This window comes from Halomonas sp. S3-1-1 (assembly GCF_023757625.1).
GTDB lineage: Bacteria > Pseudomonadota > Gammaproteobacteria > Pseudomonadales > Halomonadaceae > Vreelandella.
In genome coordinates, this window is sequence record NZ_JALGBZ010000006.1 from 20,646 (window position 1) to 38,188 (window position 17,543).

The window sequence follows — 17,543 nt, forward strand, 5'->3', positions numbered from 1 at the left end:
CCCCCTCCTTCTAGCTTTCAACCCCGGCAGGCTGCGGCAGGCGCCGCTCCAACAGGTTGATCCAGCGCACCAGCACCGGCGCATCGCTATGGCTAACGCTTGCCAGCTTTTCGCGGAAGAGCTCGCGCGTCTTTCTATCTTCCGGGGCAATATGGGTCAGCCAGAACTCGAGCGCAGCGAGCTCGTGGTGGCGATTGCCCTGCTCGCGAGCGTGGTCGATGGCAAGTTCGGCCAGTGCGGTCACCTCGTTTTTCGAATAGCCCAGCAGGTGGCGCACTTTGGCAAGCTGGGTGGCGATCTCCGGTAAAAACAGGCTGCTGCGCTCACGGGCGATGGTCAGGCACTGATCCAGATACTCCTCGGCGGAAGAGAGCTCCCCAAGCTCGATACAGGCGTCGGCGTACCAAAGTACCGGGCGCTGGAAGCGGTCGCGGCCATTAAGCTCCGCCATTTGATCCAGGCTCTCCATGAGCCTTGAAAGCCCCGCAGGGTCACCGCTGAGAGCCAACTGCCAGCCAAGCACGCCTTGGGCGGAGATCTGCCATAGCTGCAGATCCGGCGTGGCGGTCATCGCCGCGGCGCGTTCGGCGTGGCGCGCGGCCAAATGAACGTGACCGAGCTGACGGTAGAGCGCGGTGGCGAACATCAGGGCGATGGCCAGCGTCCCCGGGTGGCCAATTTTTTCGGCCAGACGAATCGCCGCGGCGATATGGCGCTCGGCGCGCTGGTAATCGCCGCGAAGGCACAGCGTCCAGCCCTGAAAGCAGGCCGCGCTCACCTGGGGGTGCTCCGAGAACGGCAGCCACTCGATCATCATCGGCGCGTTGAGCGGGTCGATCTCGTTGAAGTGGTCGAACGCCTGGGCGATACGCCCGGCCCAGTACTCGCACTGGGCGCCGGCGTAGTCGGCGAGCCGGCCATAGCGCGGGTCGTCCAGTCGCTTGGCGATGTTGGAAAGCGTGGCGGCCAGCGCAAAGGCGTCGGCGTGGGCATAGCGCTGGCTGCGGCTGAGCCAGAGCCCCCACTTGACCAGAAAGATCTGCTCGAGGTCCTCCGGATCCTCGAGCGGGTCGCCCCCGGCCTTGCGCAAAAGCTCCCGGGCGCTGACGAAACACTCCTGGGCGGTCGGCGAGCCGTGGCCTTCGAGGGCGAAGGCGGCCTGCCCCTTGACGGTGAGAAGACTCACTTCGCGTTCGAGGTGCTCCGCCGCCTCCCCCAGGCAGCCCAGGCCGAAATCCGCCATCTTGAGTGCAGTGCGGTTGGCGCTGACCTTGAGCGCCTCGCGGGCGGCGAGCTCGAAATAGCGTGCGGCGCGGGTTTGGTGGCCGCTGCGGCGCAGGTGATTGGCAAAGTCGCCGGGGTGGCGGCTGATCCACATCGGAAAGCGCTCTTCGATCAGCGTGACGACCTGCTGGTGAAGCGCAGTGCGCACGTCCTTCGGGCAAGAGAGGTACGCCGCTTCGTGCAGAAGCTGATGGCTGAACTGATACTCGCTCTCAATGCCGGGCTGCTCGAAGGCATCGATGATTTCGAGCTGGCGCATGTGTTCTAGCGCCTTCAAGAGACGGCCCTTGTCGGTCTGAGTGGCGGCAAGCAGCATATCCAGGCGAAAACGCCGGCCGAGCACCGCCGCCACGTGAGCGATGTCGCGGTCGCGCTCGAGCTGGTCGACCCGGCTGGTCAAAAGGCCCAAAAGCCCCTTGGGCAGCTCGTTGAACTGAACGCTGCGCCCCTCGCGGCGATCCAAATCGAGGCGCCGGCAAATCTCTTGCAGGTAGAGCGGCACGCCGTCGCAACGCTCGACGATCTGATTTTTGAGTCTGGGGCTCAGGTGGATCTGGTAGCGTTTGGCGAGCTGGGTCAAAAGCCGCCCTGACTGGCCAGCGTCGAGTTTGCCAAGCGTTATCTGCTGGTCCCAGTGCAGCTTGACCGGAAGCGACTCGCGGCCGTGGTGACTGGCCACCAGCATGAAAGCGGTGTTGATGGGGAGCCTGGCCTGTAGCCCGGTCAGCACCTTGAAAGAGGGTTCATCGAGCCACTGAAGATCATCGATCATCAGAAGCAGCGTGCGGCTTTGCGCCTCGCGCTCGATCAGCCGGTGTAGAAGCCGCGCGACCAGCTCTACGGCGTCGCCGTTTTGGGTGAGCTGGGCGCTATCCTCGACCTCCCGCGCGCCCAGCGCCTGCTCCAAAAGCTCCTGGCGCCCGTCATCAAGAGACATGATCTCGAGGGTTTGCTGCAGCGCGTGAAGCGCCTCCAGATCAATCGTTTTTTGGCAGTGCCAGGCAAGCAGCTGGCGGGCGACGCCGTAGGGCTCCAGCACCGAAAGGCGCGTGGTGGGCAGCCAGCACACCGCCGCGTCGCGGCTGAGCTCGAGCTGGCGAAAGCCGACCATCAGCGCGGACTTACCCATGCCCGTGCCGCCGCGCACCAGAATGCTCTGGCGTAGCCCGATGCTCGCCCGGGCCTGGCCGTCGCGCAGCGTTCTAAGCGCGGTTTCACGGCCGATGAGACTTGGCGGGGTGGCATCGCGCCCGCCCTCGTTCTGCCCCAGCACCAGCGCGCGCAGGCGCACGCGGCCATCGCTTGCCACCAGCCGCGACGAAAGCCTGGGCTGCAGATCGAGCGCCGGCGGCATGTGCTGGCTCGCCTCTTGCGAGATCACCAGCTCGCTGCCTTCGGCGGCGCTCATCAGCGATAGCGACAGCTGAGCCACTTGGCCCAGCGGATCGGCGAGCTGGCGCTCCGGCAGATAGACGACTCGGCCGCTGTTGAGTCCGGCGGCGAGCTCGAAACTCGGCGCCTGCTGATCGATACTCCAGCGCCGCGTTATCTCCTGAGGCAGCGCCTGGCGGCAGTGTTCGAACAGCGCCACCAGCTCGGCGAGCTGATGGGCCGGTCCGTGGGTGCCGAAGCAGGCAAGCCCCACCCCGCCGGTCGCGCCAGGCAGCCAAAAGCCGCCCAGGTGATGGCACTGCTGCTCGAGCCAGCGCAAGAGCTCGAGCTGGAGCGTCAGGCAGTGGCGCATGGCGCCGCGCTCCTGCCAGTCGCCCTGGAGCGTCAGGCGAATGGCCATGACCGAGAGCTGGCGCAGCTCGATTTCATCCTCGCGTAGCGGTTTGCTGTCGGCGGCCAGCGCCCGGGAGTAGGCGCCCTGGGGGCTGACGATCTGCGGGTCGACCTGGCCGTCGGACCAGTAGCTTGCCAGCTGTAGAAAGCCTGGCTCGGGCTGCTGACCCGAGAGCGCCAGCAACTGGAGGTAGCTTTGGTACTGCTCGTGGGCCGCGGCCATGTGGTTGTTTTCAGCCAACTGGCGCACCAGCCGCTCGTGAAACGGGCCGTAACCAGAGAAGCTGCTGACCAGCTCCTCGATCACCGCGTCCGGCACGTCACTTTGCGTCTCGAGCACCTGCTCGGCAAAGCGGATCACCCGCTGGCGCCACTCGTTGCGCGCCTGCACCAGCCAGCGCTGGAACTCGCTGCAGTTGGCAAGCTGTAGTTCCTCGACCAGATCGCCCTGATAGCAGGCCATCACCGCCTCGAGCGTGTCGAGATCCGCCGGGCCTTCGAGCAGCGTTTGCAGCTCGTGTAGATCAACCTGCCAGTGGGCCGGCAGGTTGAAGGCGATGGTCTGACGCGAGACGTTGAGCACCGTGTCGGCGTTGTCGCCAAGCGACTGGCGCAGACAGTGAAGCGCGTGGCGCAGGTTGGTGCGCCCGGAAGAGAGTCCCTGATCCGGCCAAAGCAGCTCGGCGAGCGCGGCGCGATTGACGGGCTGGCGATGCAGACACAAATAAATCAGCAGCGCCTTGACTTTGTCGTAGCTGAAATGGGTCAGTACGTCCTCTCCAAGCGTTAGAGAGAAGTGTCCAAAAAGGGTCAGCTTGTCGATCTGCTTGGCATCGCGCATGAGACTCATCCTGGCTGGACGGGGCTCGACTTAGGCCGGCACACCGCTATGAAAACGAAATGCTGTATCGGGCGAAGTAATCAGCTTGGCTTCACGCGCTACAAAAAAGGCGATGCGATCATCGATCGGCTCCGCCGTTTGCTGCCGCGCCAGCAGCAAGTAATCCTCGAAGTGGCGCCCTTCCGACTTGACCAGCGTGCGATAGAACCGGGCAAGCTCTTCATCGAGGTAGGGGATCAGCCGCGCGAAGCGCTCGCAGCTGCGCGCCTCGATCAACGCGCCAATAATCAAGATATCGATCAGCCGCTCGGGTTCGTTGGGCCGCAGGTGCTGTCTGAGTCCTTCGGCGTAGCGCGAGGCGCTTAAGTGGGTATAGGTGACGCCGCGACGCTCCATCAACCCGACCACCTGCTCGAAATGGAGAAGCTCCTCGCGGGCGAGCTGCGACATTTTGGCAAGCAGCAGCGGCTGATCGACGTGGCGATACAGAAGATGCATCGCCGTTGAGGCGGCCTTTTTCTCGCACTGAGCGTGATCGATCAGCAGCGTTTCGGGGTTGGCCAGCGCCCAGCCCAGCCACGCATCCGGCGTTGGGCATGCCAAAAAGGCGCTAAGGCTTTCCGGCAGCAGGTCCTCGGCGCCAAGCGCGTGATCCTGTGACTTCAATTCGGCTAACTCTATCGACATATACGGTTACCAAGCGCCCTTACTAATGAAATACGGTACAACGCCCTGGCGCGGCGTCCGTGTCCTGGGGGGCATCGCCCTTTTGCAACCTTTAACGGCAATACCCTCTATAACGTCAACACCATAACACGTGTTTAACTCAACTTTGGCTCAGCTTCGCGCAAGGTTTAAAGCCGCCCTGAGATCTCAAGCGTTGACAGCGGCCCGCGCCTTTAACGCTCACATTATTAAATGGTCTATAGCGGTGTGATTGCAAACGGCTTTTAACGTGATACGCGAGTGCGCGTCAGCGTTGAGGTCTCCACGTATCGAGAAAAGCCAGTTTAAACGAGCGTTTGGCACACTGGATAGCCCGCTAAATGGTCAGTGACGGTTGCTCGCTTAACATTGTCGACAGTTTCACGTAGAATCGCCGCCATCCATTAGACGCTGCCTATCAAGCGACTATCACGTGCCCAGGCATGCCCGAAACCGTGCGGGCTGGCCGGGTACCATCAAGAAAACGAGAGGGCCCCAACGTGCTTGAAGCTTATCGCCAACATGTCGAGGAACGCGCCGCCGAGGGCGTACCACCCAAGCCCCTGAACGCCGAACAGACCGCGGCCTTGATCGAGCTTTTGAAAAATCCGCCGGCCGGAGAAGAGGAGTTCGTTCTAGAGCTGCTCACCAACCGCATCCCGCCGGGCGTCGACGAAGCCGCCTACGTCAAGGCCGGCTTTCTGACCGCCGTTGCCAAGGGCGAAACCGAGTCACCGCTGGTCGACAAAACGCATGCGGTCAAGCTTCTGGGCACCATGCAGGGCGGCTACAACATCGTTTCACTGGTAGAGCTTCTCGACAGCGACGAGCTTGCTAAAGAAGCCGGTGAGCAGCTCAAGCACACCATCCTGATGTTCGATGCCTTCCACGACGTGGAAGAGCGTGCCAAAAACGGCAACGCCGTGGCAAAAGACGTCATCACCTCCTGGGCCGAGGCGGAGTGGTTCCTCTCCAAGCCCGCGCTCGAGGAAAAAATCACCCTGACCGTGTTCAAGGTGCCCGGCGAAACCAACACCGATGACCTCTCCCCGGCCCCTGACGCCTGGTCGCGCCCGGACATCCCGCTGCACGCCAACGCCATGCTCAAAAACGAGCGCGAAGGCATCAAGCCCGAAGTGCCCGGCACCCGCGGCCCGCTCGACCAGATCAACGAGATCAAGGAAAAAGGCTTCCCGGTCGCCTACGTGGGCGACGTCGTGGGTACCGGCTCCTCGCGCAAATCTGCCACCAACTCGGTGCTGTGGTTCTTCGGTGACGACATTCCCTTTGTTCCCAACAAGCGCGCCGGCGGCTTCTGCTTTGGCGGCAAGATTGCGCCGATCTTCTTCAACACCATGGAAGACTCAGGCGCCCTGCCCGTCGAAATGGATGTCGAGAAGCTCGAAATGGGCGATGTAATCGATATCTACCCGTATGAAGGCAAGGTGTGTAAGCACGGTACCGACGACGTCCTTACCACTTTTGAGCTAAAGACCCAGCTGATTCTGGACGAAGTACGCGCCGGTGGCCGTATTCCGCTGATCATCGGCCGCGGTTTGACCGGCAAGGCGCGTGAGTCCTTGGGACTTGAAGCCTCCGACGTGTTCCGTCTCTCCGAGCAGCCCAAAGATACCGGCAAGGGCTTTACCCTGGCCCAGAAGATGGTCGGCAAGGCCTGCGATCTTCCTGGCGTGCGCCCGGGCATGTACTGCGAGCCGAAGATGACCACCGTTGGCTCGCAAGACACCACCGGCCCGATGACGCGCGACGAGCTCAAGGACCTGGCGTGCCTGGGCTTCCAGGCGGATCTGGTGATGCAGTCGTTCTGCCACACCGCGGCCTACCCCAAGCCGGTGGACGTGGACACCCACCACACCCTGCCCGACTTCATCATGAACCGCGGCGGCGTCTCGCTGCGCCCGGGTGACGGCATCATCCACAGCTGGCTCAACCGCATGCTGCTGCCGGATACCGTCGGCACCGGCGGTGACTCGCACACCCGCTTCCCGATGGGCATCTCCTTCCCGGCGGGCTCTGGTCTGGTCGCGTTTGCCGCCGCCACCGGCGTCATGCCGCTGGACATGCCGGAATCGGTGCTAGTGCGCTTCAAGGGCAAGCGCCAGCCCGGCGTCACGCTGCGCGATCTGGTCCACGCGATTCCGCTTTACGGCATCAAGCAGGGCCTTCTGACTGTTGCCAAATCCGGCAAGAAGAACGCTTTCTCCGGCCGTATTCTCGAAATCGAAGGTCTCGAGGATTTGACCGTCGAGCAGGCCTTCGAGCTTTCCGATGCCTCTGCCGAGCGTAGTGCGGCGGGCTGCACCATCACGCTGTCCGACGAGAGCGTGAGTGAATACCTGAAGTCGAACATTACGCTTTTGAAGTGGATGATCGCCAACGGATACGGTGATGAGCGCACCATTAGCCGCCGCATCGAAGGGATGGAAGCCTGGCTTGCCAACCCGAGTTTGATGCGCGCGGACAAGGACGCCGAGTACGCCGAGATCATTGAAATCGATCTCGAAGAAATCAAGGAGCCGGTGCTGTGTGCGCCGAACGACCCGGACGATGCGCGGCTTCTGTCCGACGTTGCCGGTGAGAAGATCGATGAAGTCTTCATCGGCTCGTGCATGACCAACATCGGGCACTTCCGTGCGGCGGGTAAACTGCTCGAGAAACAGCCGGCGGGCAGCCTGAAAACGCGGTTATGGCTGGCCCCGCCGACCAAGATGGATCAGCATCAGCTGACTGAAGAAGGGTACTACGGCATCTACGGTCGCGCCGGTGCGCGGATGGAGATGCCGGGATGTTCACTGTGTATGGGTAACCAGGCCCGCGTCGAAGCGAAAAGCACCGTGGTGTCTACGTCTACACGTAACTTCCCGAACCGCTTGGGTGATGGTGCCAACGTGTACCTCGCCTCGGCGGAGCTGGCGGCGGTTGCCGCCGTCGAAGGCCGCCTGCCAAGCGTTGAAGAGTATCAGCGCTACATGGGCGAATTTGACGCCATGGCCGGCGAGATCTATCGTTACATGAACTTCCACGAAATCGAGGAGTATCAGAAGATCGCCTCGAACGTGATTCCGGTTGCTCAGGAAGCCTAACAGCTTTTTGGTAACCGACCCATCGCCGATGCTCGCACCATCGCAGAGGGGTTATCCGTTTTCCTCTCTGAGTCGATGACCGAACGCCCCGCTCCTCTTTTGAGGGCGGGGCGTTTTTTATCGCCCGCTTTCACCCGTTTCGTTTTTTGCCAAGGAGTGCTGCCCCATGACGACCCTGCCCGCCTCTCCCTCAGGCCTTGTAACCCCGGATTTATGCGATGCGCACCCGGAGGTAGCCGTGCTCGACCCGCTGTTCGTGAATCTGGGCGGCGTCGACGCCTTTTTCGGCCCCGTGCGCACGATCAAGTGCTTCGAGGACAACTCGCGGGTCAAGGAAGCGGTGGCTGAACCCGGCAACGGCGCGGTGCTGGTGGTCGATGCCGGCGGCTCCTACCGCTGCGCGATGCTTGGCGACATGCTGGCGCTCAAGGCGGCGGAAAACGGCTGGGCGGGGGTGGTCATGTTTGGCTGCGTGCGTGACGTAGATATTCTGGCCACGCTGCCGCTCGGGGTGATGGCGCTGGGCAGCCATCCGCGTAGGAGCGAGAAAAACGGCGAAGGCCAGCGCGACCTTCCCGTCTCTTTTGGTGGCGTGACCCTTAAACCCGGCCAGTGGCTCTACGCCGATAACAACGGCATCCTCGTTTCCGACACCGAGCTTGCTCTGGACTAGTCGATGTCCGCTCATCGACGAACGGGCGCGGCGCCCTCGCCGCGCGCCCCATCACTTTGAACGTATTTGCCATGCAGCCGCTGAAACCGCTGGGCCGTGCCCTTTACCGAACGCTCAAGGACCACTTGAGACCGCTGATCGCTTTTCATCTGCTCTATACGCTACTGGCCTCGGCGCTTTTGCTGCCGGCCATCGGTTGGCTGTCGCAGAGGCTTTTGGCAACGCTCAACCGCACCGTCATCACCACCGAGGCGCTGACCGCACTGCTCTTTAGCCCGCTTGGACTTTTGACGCTGTCGGTGGGGCTCTGGTTCGCCTTTCTGCTGATCTACTGGCAGCAGGCCGGCATGCTGGTCGTGGCGACCCGGGCGCGCAACAACCACTACCAACTGGCCTTCGAGGCGCTGTGGCAAAGCACCCGGCGTCTGCCTTCACTGGCCGGGCTGGTCGTCATTCAGGTGGGCACGCACCTGTTGCTGCTGGCGCCGTTCATGGTCGCGCTCGCCTGGCTTTTTGACGCGCTGCTCGGCGGCATCGACCTTTACTACCTTCAGCGCATTCGCCCGCCGGTGCTCTGGTACTTTCTGGCCTGCGCGCTGCCGCTGGTGCTTGCCTGGATGAGCTTGGCCGCTTGGCTTTATCTGCGCTGGATGCTGGCACTCCCTTTGGTCGCCCTCACCCGCTGCTCGCCTTTATCGGCGCTCAAACAGAGCGTGCCGCTCACGCGAGGCTGGCGCCGCTCGATCGGCGTGGTGGTGCTTACGCTGCTGGCGCTGATAGTGGCGCTGCCGGTGCTGGTCACCTGGCTTTTTGACTTGGTCGTCACTCCGCTTCTTTGGTGGCTGCCGGAGCGAAGCGTGGTGCTGATTCCGGCGATGCTCGCCTACCTCACCGGCTTTGTGCTGATCACGCTGACCATCACCTTTCTCGGCATTGCGCTGAATGCGCTGCTCTCGGCCTGCCTTTACCAGCAGCTTGGTCGGGGCGAACCGGCGCCTGCGCCCAGCGCGAGTTCTGGCCGCTTCACTTGGGCGCTGGAGCTTGCGGTGCTGTCACTTGCCGGACTGCAGGCCTGGTGGATTCTCAACAGCTTCGAGCTGGGCGACAACGTCAAGGTGATCGCCCACCGCGGAAGCTCCATGGTGGCGCCGGAGAATACGCTCTCCGCGGTGCGCCAAGCGCTGGAGGATCGCGCCGACTACGTGGAGCTCGACGTGCGCCTCACCGCCGACGATGCGGTGCTGTTGTACCACGACCGAAGCCTTACGCGCCTGACCGGCGACCCGCGCGACTTCGATGAGCTGACCCGCGAGGAGCTCTCCGGCTTCGATGTGGGCAGCTGGTTCGGCGACGCCTTCGCTGGCGAGACCATTGCCGGGCTCGACGAGACGCTGGAAACGGTGCGCGGGCGGGCGGGGCTGATGATCGATATGAAAGCCGCCCCGGAAAACCAGCAGCGCTTGGCCGAGGCGGTGCTGGCGGCGCTGCATCGGGAGTCGGATATTCGCTATCGCTGCTGGGCGCGTCAGCCAAGGGCGCTGAACGCCATGAGTGAATGCGGCTTTCCCAACGCGCTTTTGGAGATGCGCGTGGCAACCATGACCCCCGCGATTGCGCGCTTCATCAAGGAGCAGGCGCCGTCACTCAGAGTGACGCTGCTTGCTCAGCTCATCCTGCCGGGCACCCTTGACCGGCGCCAGTTCGACGCTCTGGGGCTTCGACACAACCGCATCACCCACCAGGAGATCGAGCTCGCCGCGCGCTACGGCTACGAAATTCATGCATGGACGGTGAACGACCGCGCTCGGATGTCGACGCTGATCGACTTGGGGGTCGATGCGATCATCACCGACTACCCGGAGCGGCTCAACGCGCTCAAAAAAGACCGCCAACGCTTGAGCGATGGCGGTCTGATGCTGGTGAAGCTGCGCAACTGGCTACGCGAGTAGCCAGCTGTAAAAGGCTATTCGCCCATCACGACACCTTCACGACGGGGATCGGCGCCGCCGAAGAGCGTACCGTCTTCCAGCCGGCGAATCGCCTGAAGGCCGCTGGTCAGCTCGCGCTCGCTAACGTTGTGCCCGCGCTCCATGAGCGAGCCGATGGTGGCCTCGGGAAAGCGCCCTTCTTCGAGCCAGACGTCGCCGCCCAGCGTCACCGCGTGGGGCAGGTTCAGCGCCTCCTGAGCGCTCAGCCCCCAATCGCGCATGGCCAAAAGCGTACGCGCGGTGTAAGAGATGATCGCGGCGCCGCCGGGGGAGCCCAGGCTCGCCACGAAATCACCGCTCTCCTGGTCGAACACCAGCGTCGGGCTCATGCTCGAGCGCGGGCGCTTGCCGGGCTCGACCCGGTTGGCCACCGGCTCACCGTCGACCTCGGGCGTGAACGAAAAATCGGTCAATTCATTGTTGAGCATATAACCGCCGGCAAGCTCGGTGCCGCCGTCGGCCATGATGCGCGAGCCAAACGCCTGCTCGATGGTGGTGGTCATGGCCAGGGCGTTGCCCTCTTCATCGACGATGCTGATGTGGCTGGTGCCGTACTCGGGCTGGGTCGGCTGGCTTGCGTAGCTCACCTCGAACTCGCCGGGGTTCCCGGGCTCGGCGTTCTCACCCATGCTCGACTCTTCGATCAACTGGCTGCGGCTTTCCAGATAGGCGGGTGCCAGCATCGTGGTCCAGTCGCCGCCCGGCGCCTCGACGAAGTCCGGGTCGCCGATATAGCGATTACGGTCGGCAAAGGCGAGCCGTGACGCTTCGAGAAACTGGTGGAGCCAGCCGCTGCTGGCCGCCCCGTTGTCCAGCGGCGCTTCGACCATCGGCTGGCTTTCGAGCATGCCGAGAATCTGCATCACCGTTAAATGCCCCGAGGACGGCGGCGGGAAGCCGCACACACGCCACTGCTGCCAGGGCGTACAGATCGCCTCCCGGTTGACGCTTTCGTAGCCGCTTAGATCCTCGAGCGTGATCGCGCCGGGGCGCTTTGGGTGGTTTTGCACGCGCGTTACCAGATCCTCGGCGACATCGCCTTCGTAAAACGCGCGGCTGCCTTCATCGGCAATACGGCGCAGCACCGCGGCGAGCGCCGGGTTGGTCAGCGTCTCGCCGACCGCGAGCGCCTCGCCCGCCTCGTCATAGTAAAAGCGCGCCGCCAGCGGATCATCGCGCAGCGCCGGGTCATCGGCCAGGCTCGTGTGCAGGCGCTGGCTGACTTCGAATCCCTCTTCGGCCAGTGTGATCGCAGGCACGAACAGCGAGGCCCAGTCGAGCTGGCCATGAGCGGCGTGGGCGGTTTCCAGCATCCGTAGAGTGCCGGGTACGCCCACCGAGCGTCCGCTTGCCACCGCGTCCATGAAGGCCATCGGCTCGCCATCATCCATGAAGAGGTTTTCATCCACCGCCTGCGGTGCGGTTTCGCGGCCATCGAAGGCGCTAACGTTTTCGCCGTCGTAATACATCAAAAACGCGCCGCCGCCGATGCCGCTGGACTGCGGCTCGACCAGGGTTAGCACCATCTGCACCGCGATGGCGGCGTCCAAGGCGTTACCGCCGGCCTTGAGGATTTGATAGCCCGCGTCGGTCGCCAGCGGGTTGGCGGCAGCCACGGCGAATTTCTCATTTGCCCAGCCGGGCTTTTCTTCATAGCCCGACCCTACTTCCGGCGTCACCGATGGCGTTTCGTAGGTGAAGCCAAAGCTGTAAAGCGGTACCAGCAGCAGGCCGGTCAGGGGCAGCGTTGCCCGTAGTAACTGCATGATCACTCCTTTGACGTCTCAACGCGTAAACGCCGGCACATCTGAACGGAAAAAACGGGGTTCGACACTCACTCAACAAGATAGCCTATAAAACGCATCCGCCCGGCACAATGGCCGGGCGGATAGAGGCTCTAAAAAACGTATTGATTTAGGCGATGGTTTCACCGGCCAGCATGAACCAGGTTTCCAGCACCGCGTCCGGGTTGAGCGAAACCGAGTCGATGCCCTGCTCCATCAGCCACTTGGCAAGCTCCGGGTGATCCGAGGGCCCCTGGCCGCAGATGCCGACGTACTTGCCTTTCGCCTTGCACGCCTGGATCGCCATGGAGAGCAGCTTTTTGACTGCCTCGTTACGCTCGTCGAAGAGGTGCGCGACGATACCGGAGTCGCGATCGAGCCCCAGGGTGAGCTGGGTCAAATCGTTAGAGCCGATCGAGAAGCCGTCGAAGTACTCCAGAAACTCGTCGGCCAGCAGCGCGTTGGCGGGCAGCTCGCACATCATGATCACTTTCAGGCCGTCCGCGCCGGCGCTGCGCTCGAGGCCGTTGGCGGCGAGCAGCTCGACGACCTGTTTCGCCTCGCCGGGTGTGCGCACGAAGGGCACCATGATTTCGACGTTGGAAAACCCCATTTCGTCGCGCACCCGCTTGAGCGCTTTGCACTCGAGCTCGAAGCAGGGCCGAAACGACTCGGATACGTAGCGCGAGGCGCCGCGGAAGCCAAGCATCGGGTTCTCTTCGCCAGGCTCATAGAGCTTTCCGCCGATCAGGTTCTCGTACTCGTTGGACTTGAAGTCCGACAGGCGCACGATCACCCGCTGCGGGTAGAACGCCGCCGCCAGCGTCGAAATGCCTTCAACGAGCTTATCGACGTAGAAGCTGACCGGGTCATCGTAGCCGGCGGTGCGCGCATCGATCACCTGCTTGAGATCCGGCGTCTGACGGTCGTACTCCAAGAGTGCCTTGGGGTGAACACCGATCATGCGGTTGATGATGAACTCGAGACGCGCAAGGCCCACACCGGCGCTCGGTAGCCCGGCAAAGCCAAAAGCGCGGTCCGGGTTACCGACGTTCATCATGATCTTGAACGGAATTTCCGGCATGGCATCGACGCTCGACACCTTGCACTCGTAATCCAGCAGCCCTTCGTAGACGTTGCCGGTATCGCCTTCAGAGCACGATACCGTGACATCCACGCCCTCGCGCAGCGCCGTGGTGGCATCGCCACAGCCGACGACCGCTGGAATACCGAGTTCGCGGGCGATGATCGCCGCGTGACAGGTGCGCCCGCCGCGATTGGTGACAATCGCCGAGGCGCGCTTCATGATCGGCTCCCAGTCCGGGTCGGTCATGTCGGTCACCAGGATGTCGCCGTCCTGGATCTTGTCCATTTCGTCCGGCGTCATCACGATCTTGACCGTACCGCTGCCGATCCGCTGACCGATGGCGCGCCCGGTAATCAGCTTGCGGCCCTTCTCCTTGAGGTGGAAGCGCTCGAGCTTGCCGCCTTCCTGCTGGGAGACCACGGTTTCCGGACGCGCCTGCACGATGTAGAGCTTGCCGTCGTCGCCGTCCAGCGCCCACTCGATGTCCATCGGCCGCTGGTAGTGCTTCTCGATGATCATCGCCTGGCGGGCAAGATCCATGACCTGCTCGTCGTTGATACAAAAGCGCCCGCGATCGGCAAGCGGCACGTCAACGGTGGCCACGGATTTGCCGGCACTGGCGCTTTCGCCGTACACCATTTTGATCAGCTTGGAGCCGAGCGTGCGGCGCAGTACCGCCGGGCGACCGGCCGCGAGCGTCGGCTTGTGAACGTAGAACTCGTCCGGGTTGACCGCGCCCTGCACCACGGTTTCACCCAGCCCCCAGGAGGCGGTGACGAACACCGCGTCGCGGTAGCCGGACTCGGTATCGAGGGTGAACATGACGCCGGAAGCGCCGGTTTCCGAGCGCACCATTTTCTGCACGCCGGCGGAGAGCGCGACGTTTTCGTGGGCGTAGCCGCGGTGTACGCGATAGGAGATCGCGCGGTCATTGAACAATGAGGCGAACACTTCGTGCACAGCGCGCTTGACGTTCTCAAACCCTTCGATGTTGAGAAAGGTCTCCTGCTGGCCCGCGAAAGAGGCGTCCGGCAGGTCTTCCGCGGTGGCCGAGCTTCGCACCGCGGCCTTGAGATTCGGATGGCGCTCCTGAAGTGCCGAGTAGGCATCGCGCAGCGCGGCTTCGAAGCTCGGCGGCAGCGGCGTATCGATGATCCACTGGCGGATGGTGCTACCCGCCTCGGCAAGCGCCTTGACGTCGTCGACGTCCAGACGCGCCAGCAGCGCGTTGATACGGTCGTTCAAGCCTTCATGGGCGAGAAATTCGCGATAGGCGTGAGCGGTGGTGGCAAAGCCGCCGGGGACGGTGACACCGGCTTCCGCCAGGTTGGAGATCATCTCGCCGAGCGAGGCGTTCTTGCCGCCTACGCGCTCGACGTCGTTCATGCCCAACTGCTCGAACCACACAATGTACTCTTGCACGCAACACCCCTTTTTTCGTCAACGGCGAATGTCCACCGCGCCTTGAACCAGGTGACGGGGCAACCCCGCCATGTCGGTCACTGTCATCGAGCGTGTCACCCTATCACCCGCCCCTCGTATTCGCCATTAGTCTAAGTAACAAGTCACTGAAGGTTTTTTACAACATACCGGCGTTAAAGGGCTTTCCTGTAGTCGATCGCCTGCGAGCGGCCTTTGGCTTCGCGTTTGCGACACGTTGTGCTGGCGCGGTGAAGCGGTAAGAATAGCGTTTAACTTCACAGGCAGGAGAACGACATGAAACGCACGGCGTTTTTCATTTCCGACGGGACGGGCATCACCGCCGAGAGTCTGGGGCGAAGCCTTCTGGCGCAGTTCAGCGGCGTCGAAATCACGATGCTGACCAAGCCCTATATCGATACCATCGAGAAGGCCCAGGCGCTGGCGGACATCATCGATGCCACCGCCAACCGTGACGGCCAGCGCCCGATCATCATCGACACCATCGTCGACCAGGACATTCGTGATGTGATCCGCCGCGCTGAGGGCTTCAAGGTCGACGTCTTTTCGACCTTTCTCGAGCCGCTGGAGCAGGAGCTTGCGACCCACTCCTCCTACAGCGTGGGCCGCACCCACGCCATCGGCAGCGACGACGTCTACATGGATCGCATCCATTCGGTGCACTTTGCCCTCGATAACGACGACGGCGCGCGCACCCACCAGTATGATCAGGCGGACGTCATTCTTGTGGGCGTGTCGCGCTGCGGCAAGACCCCCACGTCGCTCTATTTGGCGCTGCAGTTCGGCATCCGTGCGGCTAACTACCCGCTGACCGAAGACGACCTGGACGAGGACGGAAGCCTCAAGCTACCCAAGGTACTCGCCCCGCACCGCCACAAGCTGTTCGGGCTGACCATCGACCCGCGACGGCTCTCGGCGATTCGCAACGAGCGCCGCCCCAACAGCCGCTATAGCTCGATCGATCAGTGTGTGCAGGAAGTCGAACAGGCGGCCTCGCTCTACCGGGCGATGAGCATTCCGTTCATCGACACCACGCGCTTCTCGATCGAGGAGATCTCGACGCGCATGATCGCCGAAACGGGGCTGGCGCGGCGCTTCTCACCGCGTTAAACAGCGCGATCGAAAACGCCCTACAGCCCCTTGGGCGCAAAGATGCCCGGGGCATTGCGCCAGTAGCCCTTGTAGTCCATGCCGAAGCCGAACACGTAGCGATCCGCCACTTCGAGGCCGCAGTAGTCGGCCTTGAGGCCGGGCGCGGCCTTGCGGTCGTGCTGCTTGTCGACCAGCACCGCAGTCGTGACGCTGGCCGCCTGGGCCTCTTCGCAATACTTCAATATCGCGGCGAGCGTGGCGCCTTCGTCGAGAATGTCGTCGATGATCACTACGTGGCGCCCGGCCATGGGCACCTCCGGCGAGACGCGCCAGAAAAGCTCACCGCCGCGCAGCTCGTTGCGATAGCGCGTGGCGTGCAGGTAATCCACTTCCAGCGGAAAGCCCAGCCGCGTCAGCAGATGCCCGGTGGTGATCAGTCCGCCGTTCATCACGCAGTAAAACACCGGCAGCTTGTCGCCCAGATCCGCAGTGATGGCCTCTGCCATGCGGTCCAGCGCTTCTTCGACCTGCGCCTGGGTGATCAGGCAGTCGGCGTTATCCATCAGTTCGCGCATCGAATCCAGCGATTCGAGGGCTTCTTTATCGAGTTTGGCCATCGTGGGGCTCCGGCGATTGGTAGCAAAAAAACGAAGCGCGATCAGCCATCCGCGCTTCAAGAGTTAAATGGAAAAGTTGAATCTGGAGCGAAGTGCGTTAATCGACGAGCTCGCCAAGCCTTGCATTGGTGCGGCGCCAGCGCTTGAGCGCAGAGAGCGCCTGAAGATCCGGTCGTGCACGCGCGTAGCGCAGCTTACCAATGCGCTTGTTTTCGAGCGCCTGGCAATTGCCCACCACCTCGAGCGCAGCGTCGCGATCATTACATACCAGCAGCATGTCGCAGCCCGCCGCCAGCGCCGCTTGGGCGCGATCAACGGGGCCGCCCGCTACGTGGGCCCCGGCCATGGTGAGATCATCAGAAAAAATCGCGCCCTTGAAACCGAGCGATTCTCTGAGCATCCCAAGCCAGGCGGGAGAGAACCCGGCCGGGCGCGAATCGAACGCCGAATAGACCACGTGGGCAGGCATGACGCCATCGAGCTGGGACGCCAGGCGGGTAAACGGCACCAGATCGCGGGCCTTGAGGTCGGCGAGCGGGCGGGCATCTTCGGCAAGCGTGAGGTGGGTGTCGGCTTCGATACCGCCGTGGCCTGGAAAGTGCTTGCCGATGGCAGCCATACCCGCCTCGTGTAGCCCCTGGATGAAGCGGGCGCCGAGCGCGGCGACGTGTTCGGGATCAATGCTGAAGCTGCGATCGCCAATCACGCTCGACACCCCGCTTTCGACATCGAGCACCGGCGCGAAGCTCACGTCGAGCCCGCAGGCCGCCATCTCCATGCCCAACAGCCAGCCGGTGTCGCTTGCCAGCTGCCCGCCCTGCTCCGGGTCTTCGGCGTAAAGCTCGCCGATGCGCGCCATGGCGGGCAGGCGCGTCACGCCGGTTTTGATGCGCTGAACGCGCCCGCCCTCCTGGTCGATACCCAGCAGCAGGTCGGGTCGAATGCGGCGGATGTCCTGGCACAACGCGCGGACCTGCTCGGCGCTTTCGACGTTGCGTGCAAACAGGATCACCCCGCCAACGGCGGTATCGGCCAGAAGCGCTTTTTCGGCGCGCGTGATAAAGGGCCCTTCGAGGTCGAGCATGACCGGGCCAAGCGGTTGCGTCATCGGCATCTATCCAGCAAAACGGGCGCTCATTCTAG

At 63.0% G+C, this 17,543-nt stretch carries 10 protein-coding genes; 4 read left to right on the forward strand and 6 right to left on the reverse strand.

The annotated features are described in order from the left end of the window. Positions 1–10 precede the first annotated feature (10 nt). Entirely contained in the window at positions 11–3,910 is a 3,900-nt protein-coding gene (locus MQW23_RS15980) for an ATP-binding protein (RefSeq protein ID WP_252109207.1), read from the reverse strand. A gap of 30 nt (positions 3,911–3,940) precedes the next feature. After that, the gene (locus tag MQW23_RS15985) at positions 3,941–4,597 is read right to left on the reverse strand and encodes a MiaE family protein (RefSeq protein WP_252109208.1); all 657 of its coding nucleotides are present in this window, start codon (positions 4,595–4,597) and stop codon (positions 3,941–3,943) included. Between the two features lie 518 nt (positions 4,598–5,115). Between MQW23_RS15985 and acnB the strand changes: the two genes are divergently transcribed. From acnB to MQW23_RS16000, 3 genes are all read left to right on the forward strand, one after another. Next, complete coding sequence (gene acnB, locus MQW23_RS15990) at positions 5,116–7,719, forward strand: bifunctional aconitate hydratase 2/2-methylisocitrate dehydratase (RefSeq protein ID WP_252109209.1); 2,604 nt, start codon at positions 5,116–5,118, stop codon at positions 7,717–7,719. 166 nt (positions 7,720–7,885) lie between these two features. After that, positions 7,886–8,392, forward strand: coding sequence for a ribonuclease E activity regulator RraA (gene rraA / locus MQW23_RS15995; RefSeq protein WP_252109210.1), 507 nt, complete (start codon positions 7,886–7,888; stop codon positions 8,390–8,392). 71 nt (positions 8,393–8,463) lie between these two features. Then, the gene (locus tag MQW23_RS16000; RefSeq protein WP_252109211.1) at positions 8,464–10,341 is read left to right on the forward strand and encodes a glycerophosphodiester phosphodiesterase family protein; all 1,878 of its coding nucleotides are present in this window, start codon (positions 8,464–8,466) and stop codon (positions 10,339–10,341) included. Between the two features lie 14 nt (positions 10,342–10,355). Here MQW23_RS16000 and ggt read toward each other — a convergent pair whose 3' ends face one another. Both ggt and ppsA read right to left on the reverse strand, forming a co-directional pair. Next, a complete protein-coding gene (ggt, locus tag MQW23_RS16005) occupies positions 10,356–12,146 on the reverse strand; it encodes a gamma-glutamyltransferase (RefSeq protein ID WP_252109212.1) in 1,791 nt (596 codons plus the stop codon). Between the two features lie 148 nt (positions 12,147–12,294). Next, positions 12,295–14,673 carry a phosphoenolpyruvate synthase gene (gene ppsA, locus MQW23_RS16010; protein ID WP_252109213.1) on the reverse strand — a complete coding sequence of 793 codons (2,379 nt, stop codon included), beginning with the start codon at positions 14,671–14,673 and terminating at the stop codon, positions 12,295–12,297. Between the two features lie 294 nt (positions 14,674–14,967). Here ppsA and ppsR point away from each other — a divergent pair, with 294 nt between their 5' ends. Then, positions 14,968–15,801, forward strand: a complete 834-nt coding sequence (ppsR, locus tag MQW23_RS16015) for a posphoenolpyruvate synthetase regulatory kinase/phosphorylase PpsR (RefSeq protein WP_252109214.1) — start codon at positions 14,968–14,970, stop codon at positions 15,799–15,801. Between the two features lie 20 nt (positions 15,802–15,821). Here ppsR and MQW23_RS16020 read toward each other — a convergent pair whose 3' ends face one another. Beyond that, the gene (locus MQW23_RS16020) at positions 15,822–16,400 is read right to left on the reverse strand and encodes a hypoxanthine-guanine phosphoribosyltransferase (protein WP_252109215.1); all 579 of its coding nucleotides are present in this window, start codon (positions 16,398–16,400) and stop codon (positions 15,822–15,824) included. Between the two features lie 97 nt (positions 16,401–16,497). Next, positions 16,498–17,508, reverse strand: a complete 1,011-nt coding sequence (nagZ, locus tag MQW23_RS16025) for a beta-N-acetylhexosaminidase (RefSeq protein WP_252109216.1) — start codon at positions 17,506–17,508, stop codon at positions 16,498–16,500. Between the last annotated feature and the right edge of the window lie 35 nt (positions 17,509–17,543).

What these genes read in the sequence shown, in the direction of transcription:
- MQW23_RS16020 (WP_252109215.1), bottom strand. Translation starts at nt 16,400, where the DNA reads ATGGCCAAACTCGATAAAGAAGCCCTCGAATCGCTGGATTCGATGCGC.
- rraA (WP_252109210.1), top strand. Translation starts at nt 7,886, where the DNA reads ATGACGACCCTGCCCGCCTCTCCCTCAGGCCTTGTAACCCCGGATTTA.
- MQW23_RS16000 (WP_252109211.1), top strand. Translation starts at nt 8,464, where the DNA reads ATGCAGCCGCTGAAACCGCTGGGCCGTGCCCTTTACCGAACGCTCAAG.
- MQW23_RS15985 (WP_252109208.1), bottom strand. Translation starts at nt 4,597, where the DNA reads ATGTCGATAGAGTTAGCCGAATTGAAGTCACAGGATCACGCGCTTGGC.
- ppsR (WP_252109214.1), top strand. Translation starts at nt 14,968, where the DNA reads ATGAAACGCACGGCGTTTTTCATTTCCGACGGGACGGGCATCACCGCC.
- nagZ (WP_252109216.1), bottom strand. Translation starts at nt 17,508, where the DNA reads ATGACGCAACCGCTTGGCCCGGTCATGCTCGACCTCGAAGGGCCCTTT.
- ggt (WP_252109212.1), bottom strand. Translation starts at nt 12,146, where the DNA reads ATGCAGTTACTACGGGCAACGCTGCCCCTGACCGGCCTGCTGCTGGTA.
- MQW23_RS15980 (WP_252109207.1), bottom strand. Translation starts at nt 3,910, where the DNA reads ATGCGCGATGCCAAGCAGATCGACAAGCTGACCCTTTTTGGACACTTC.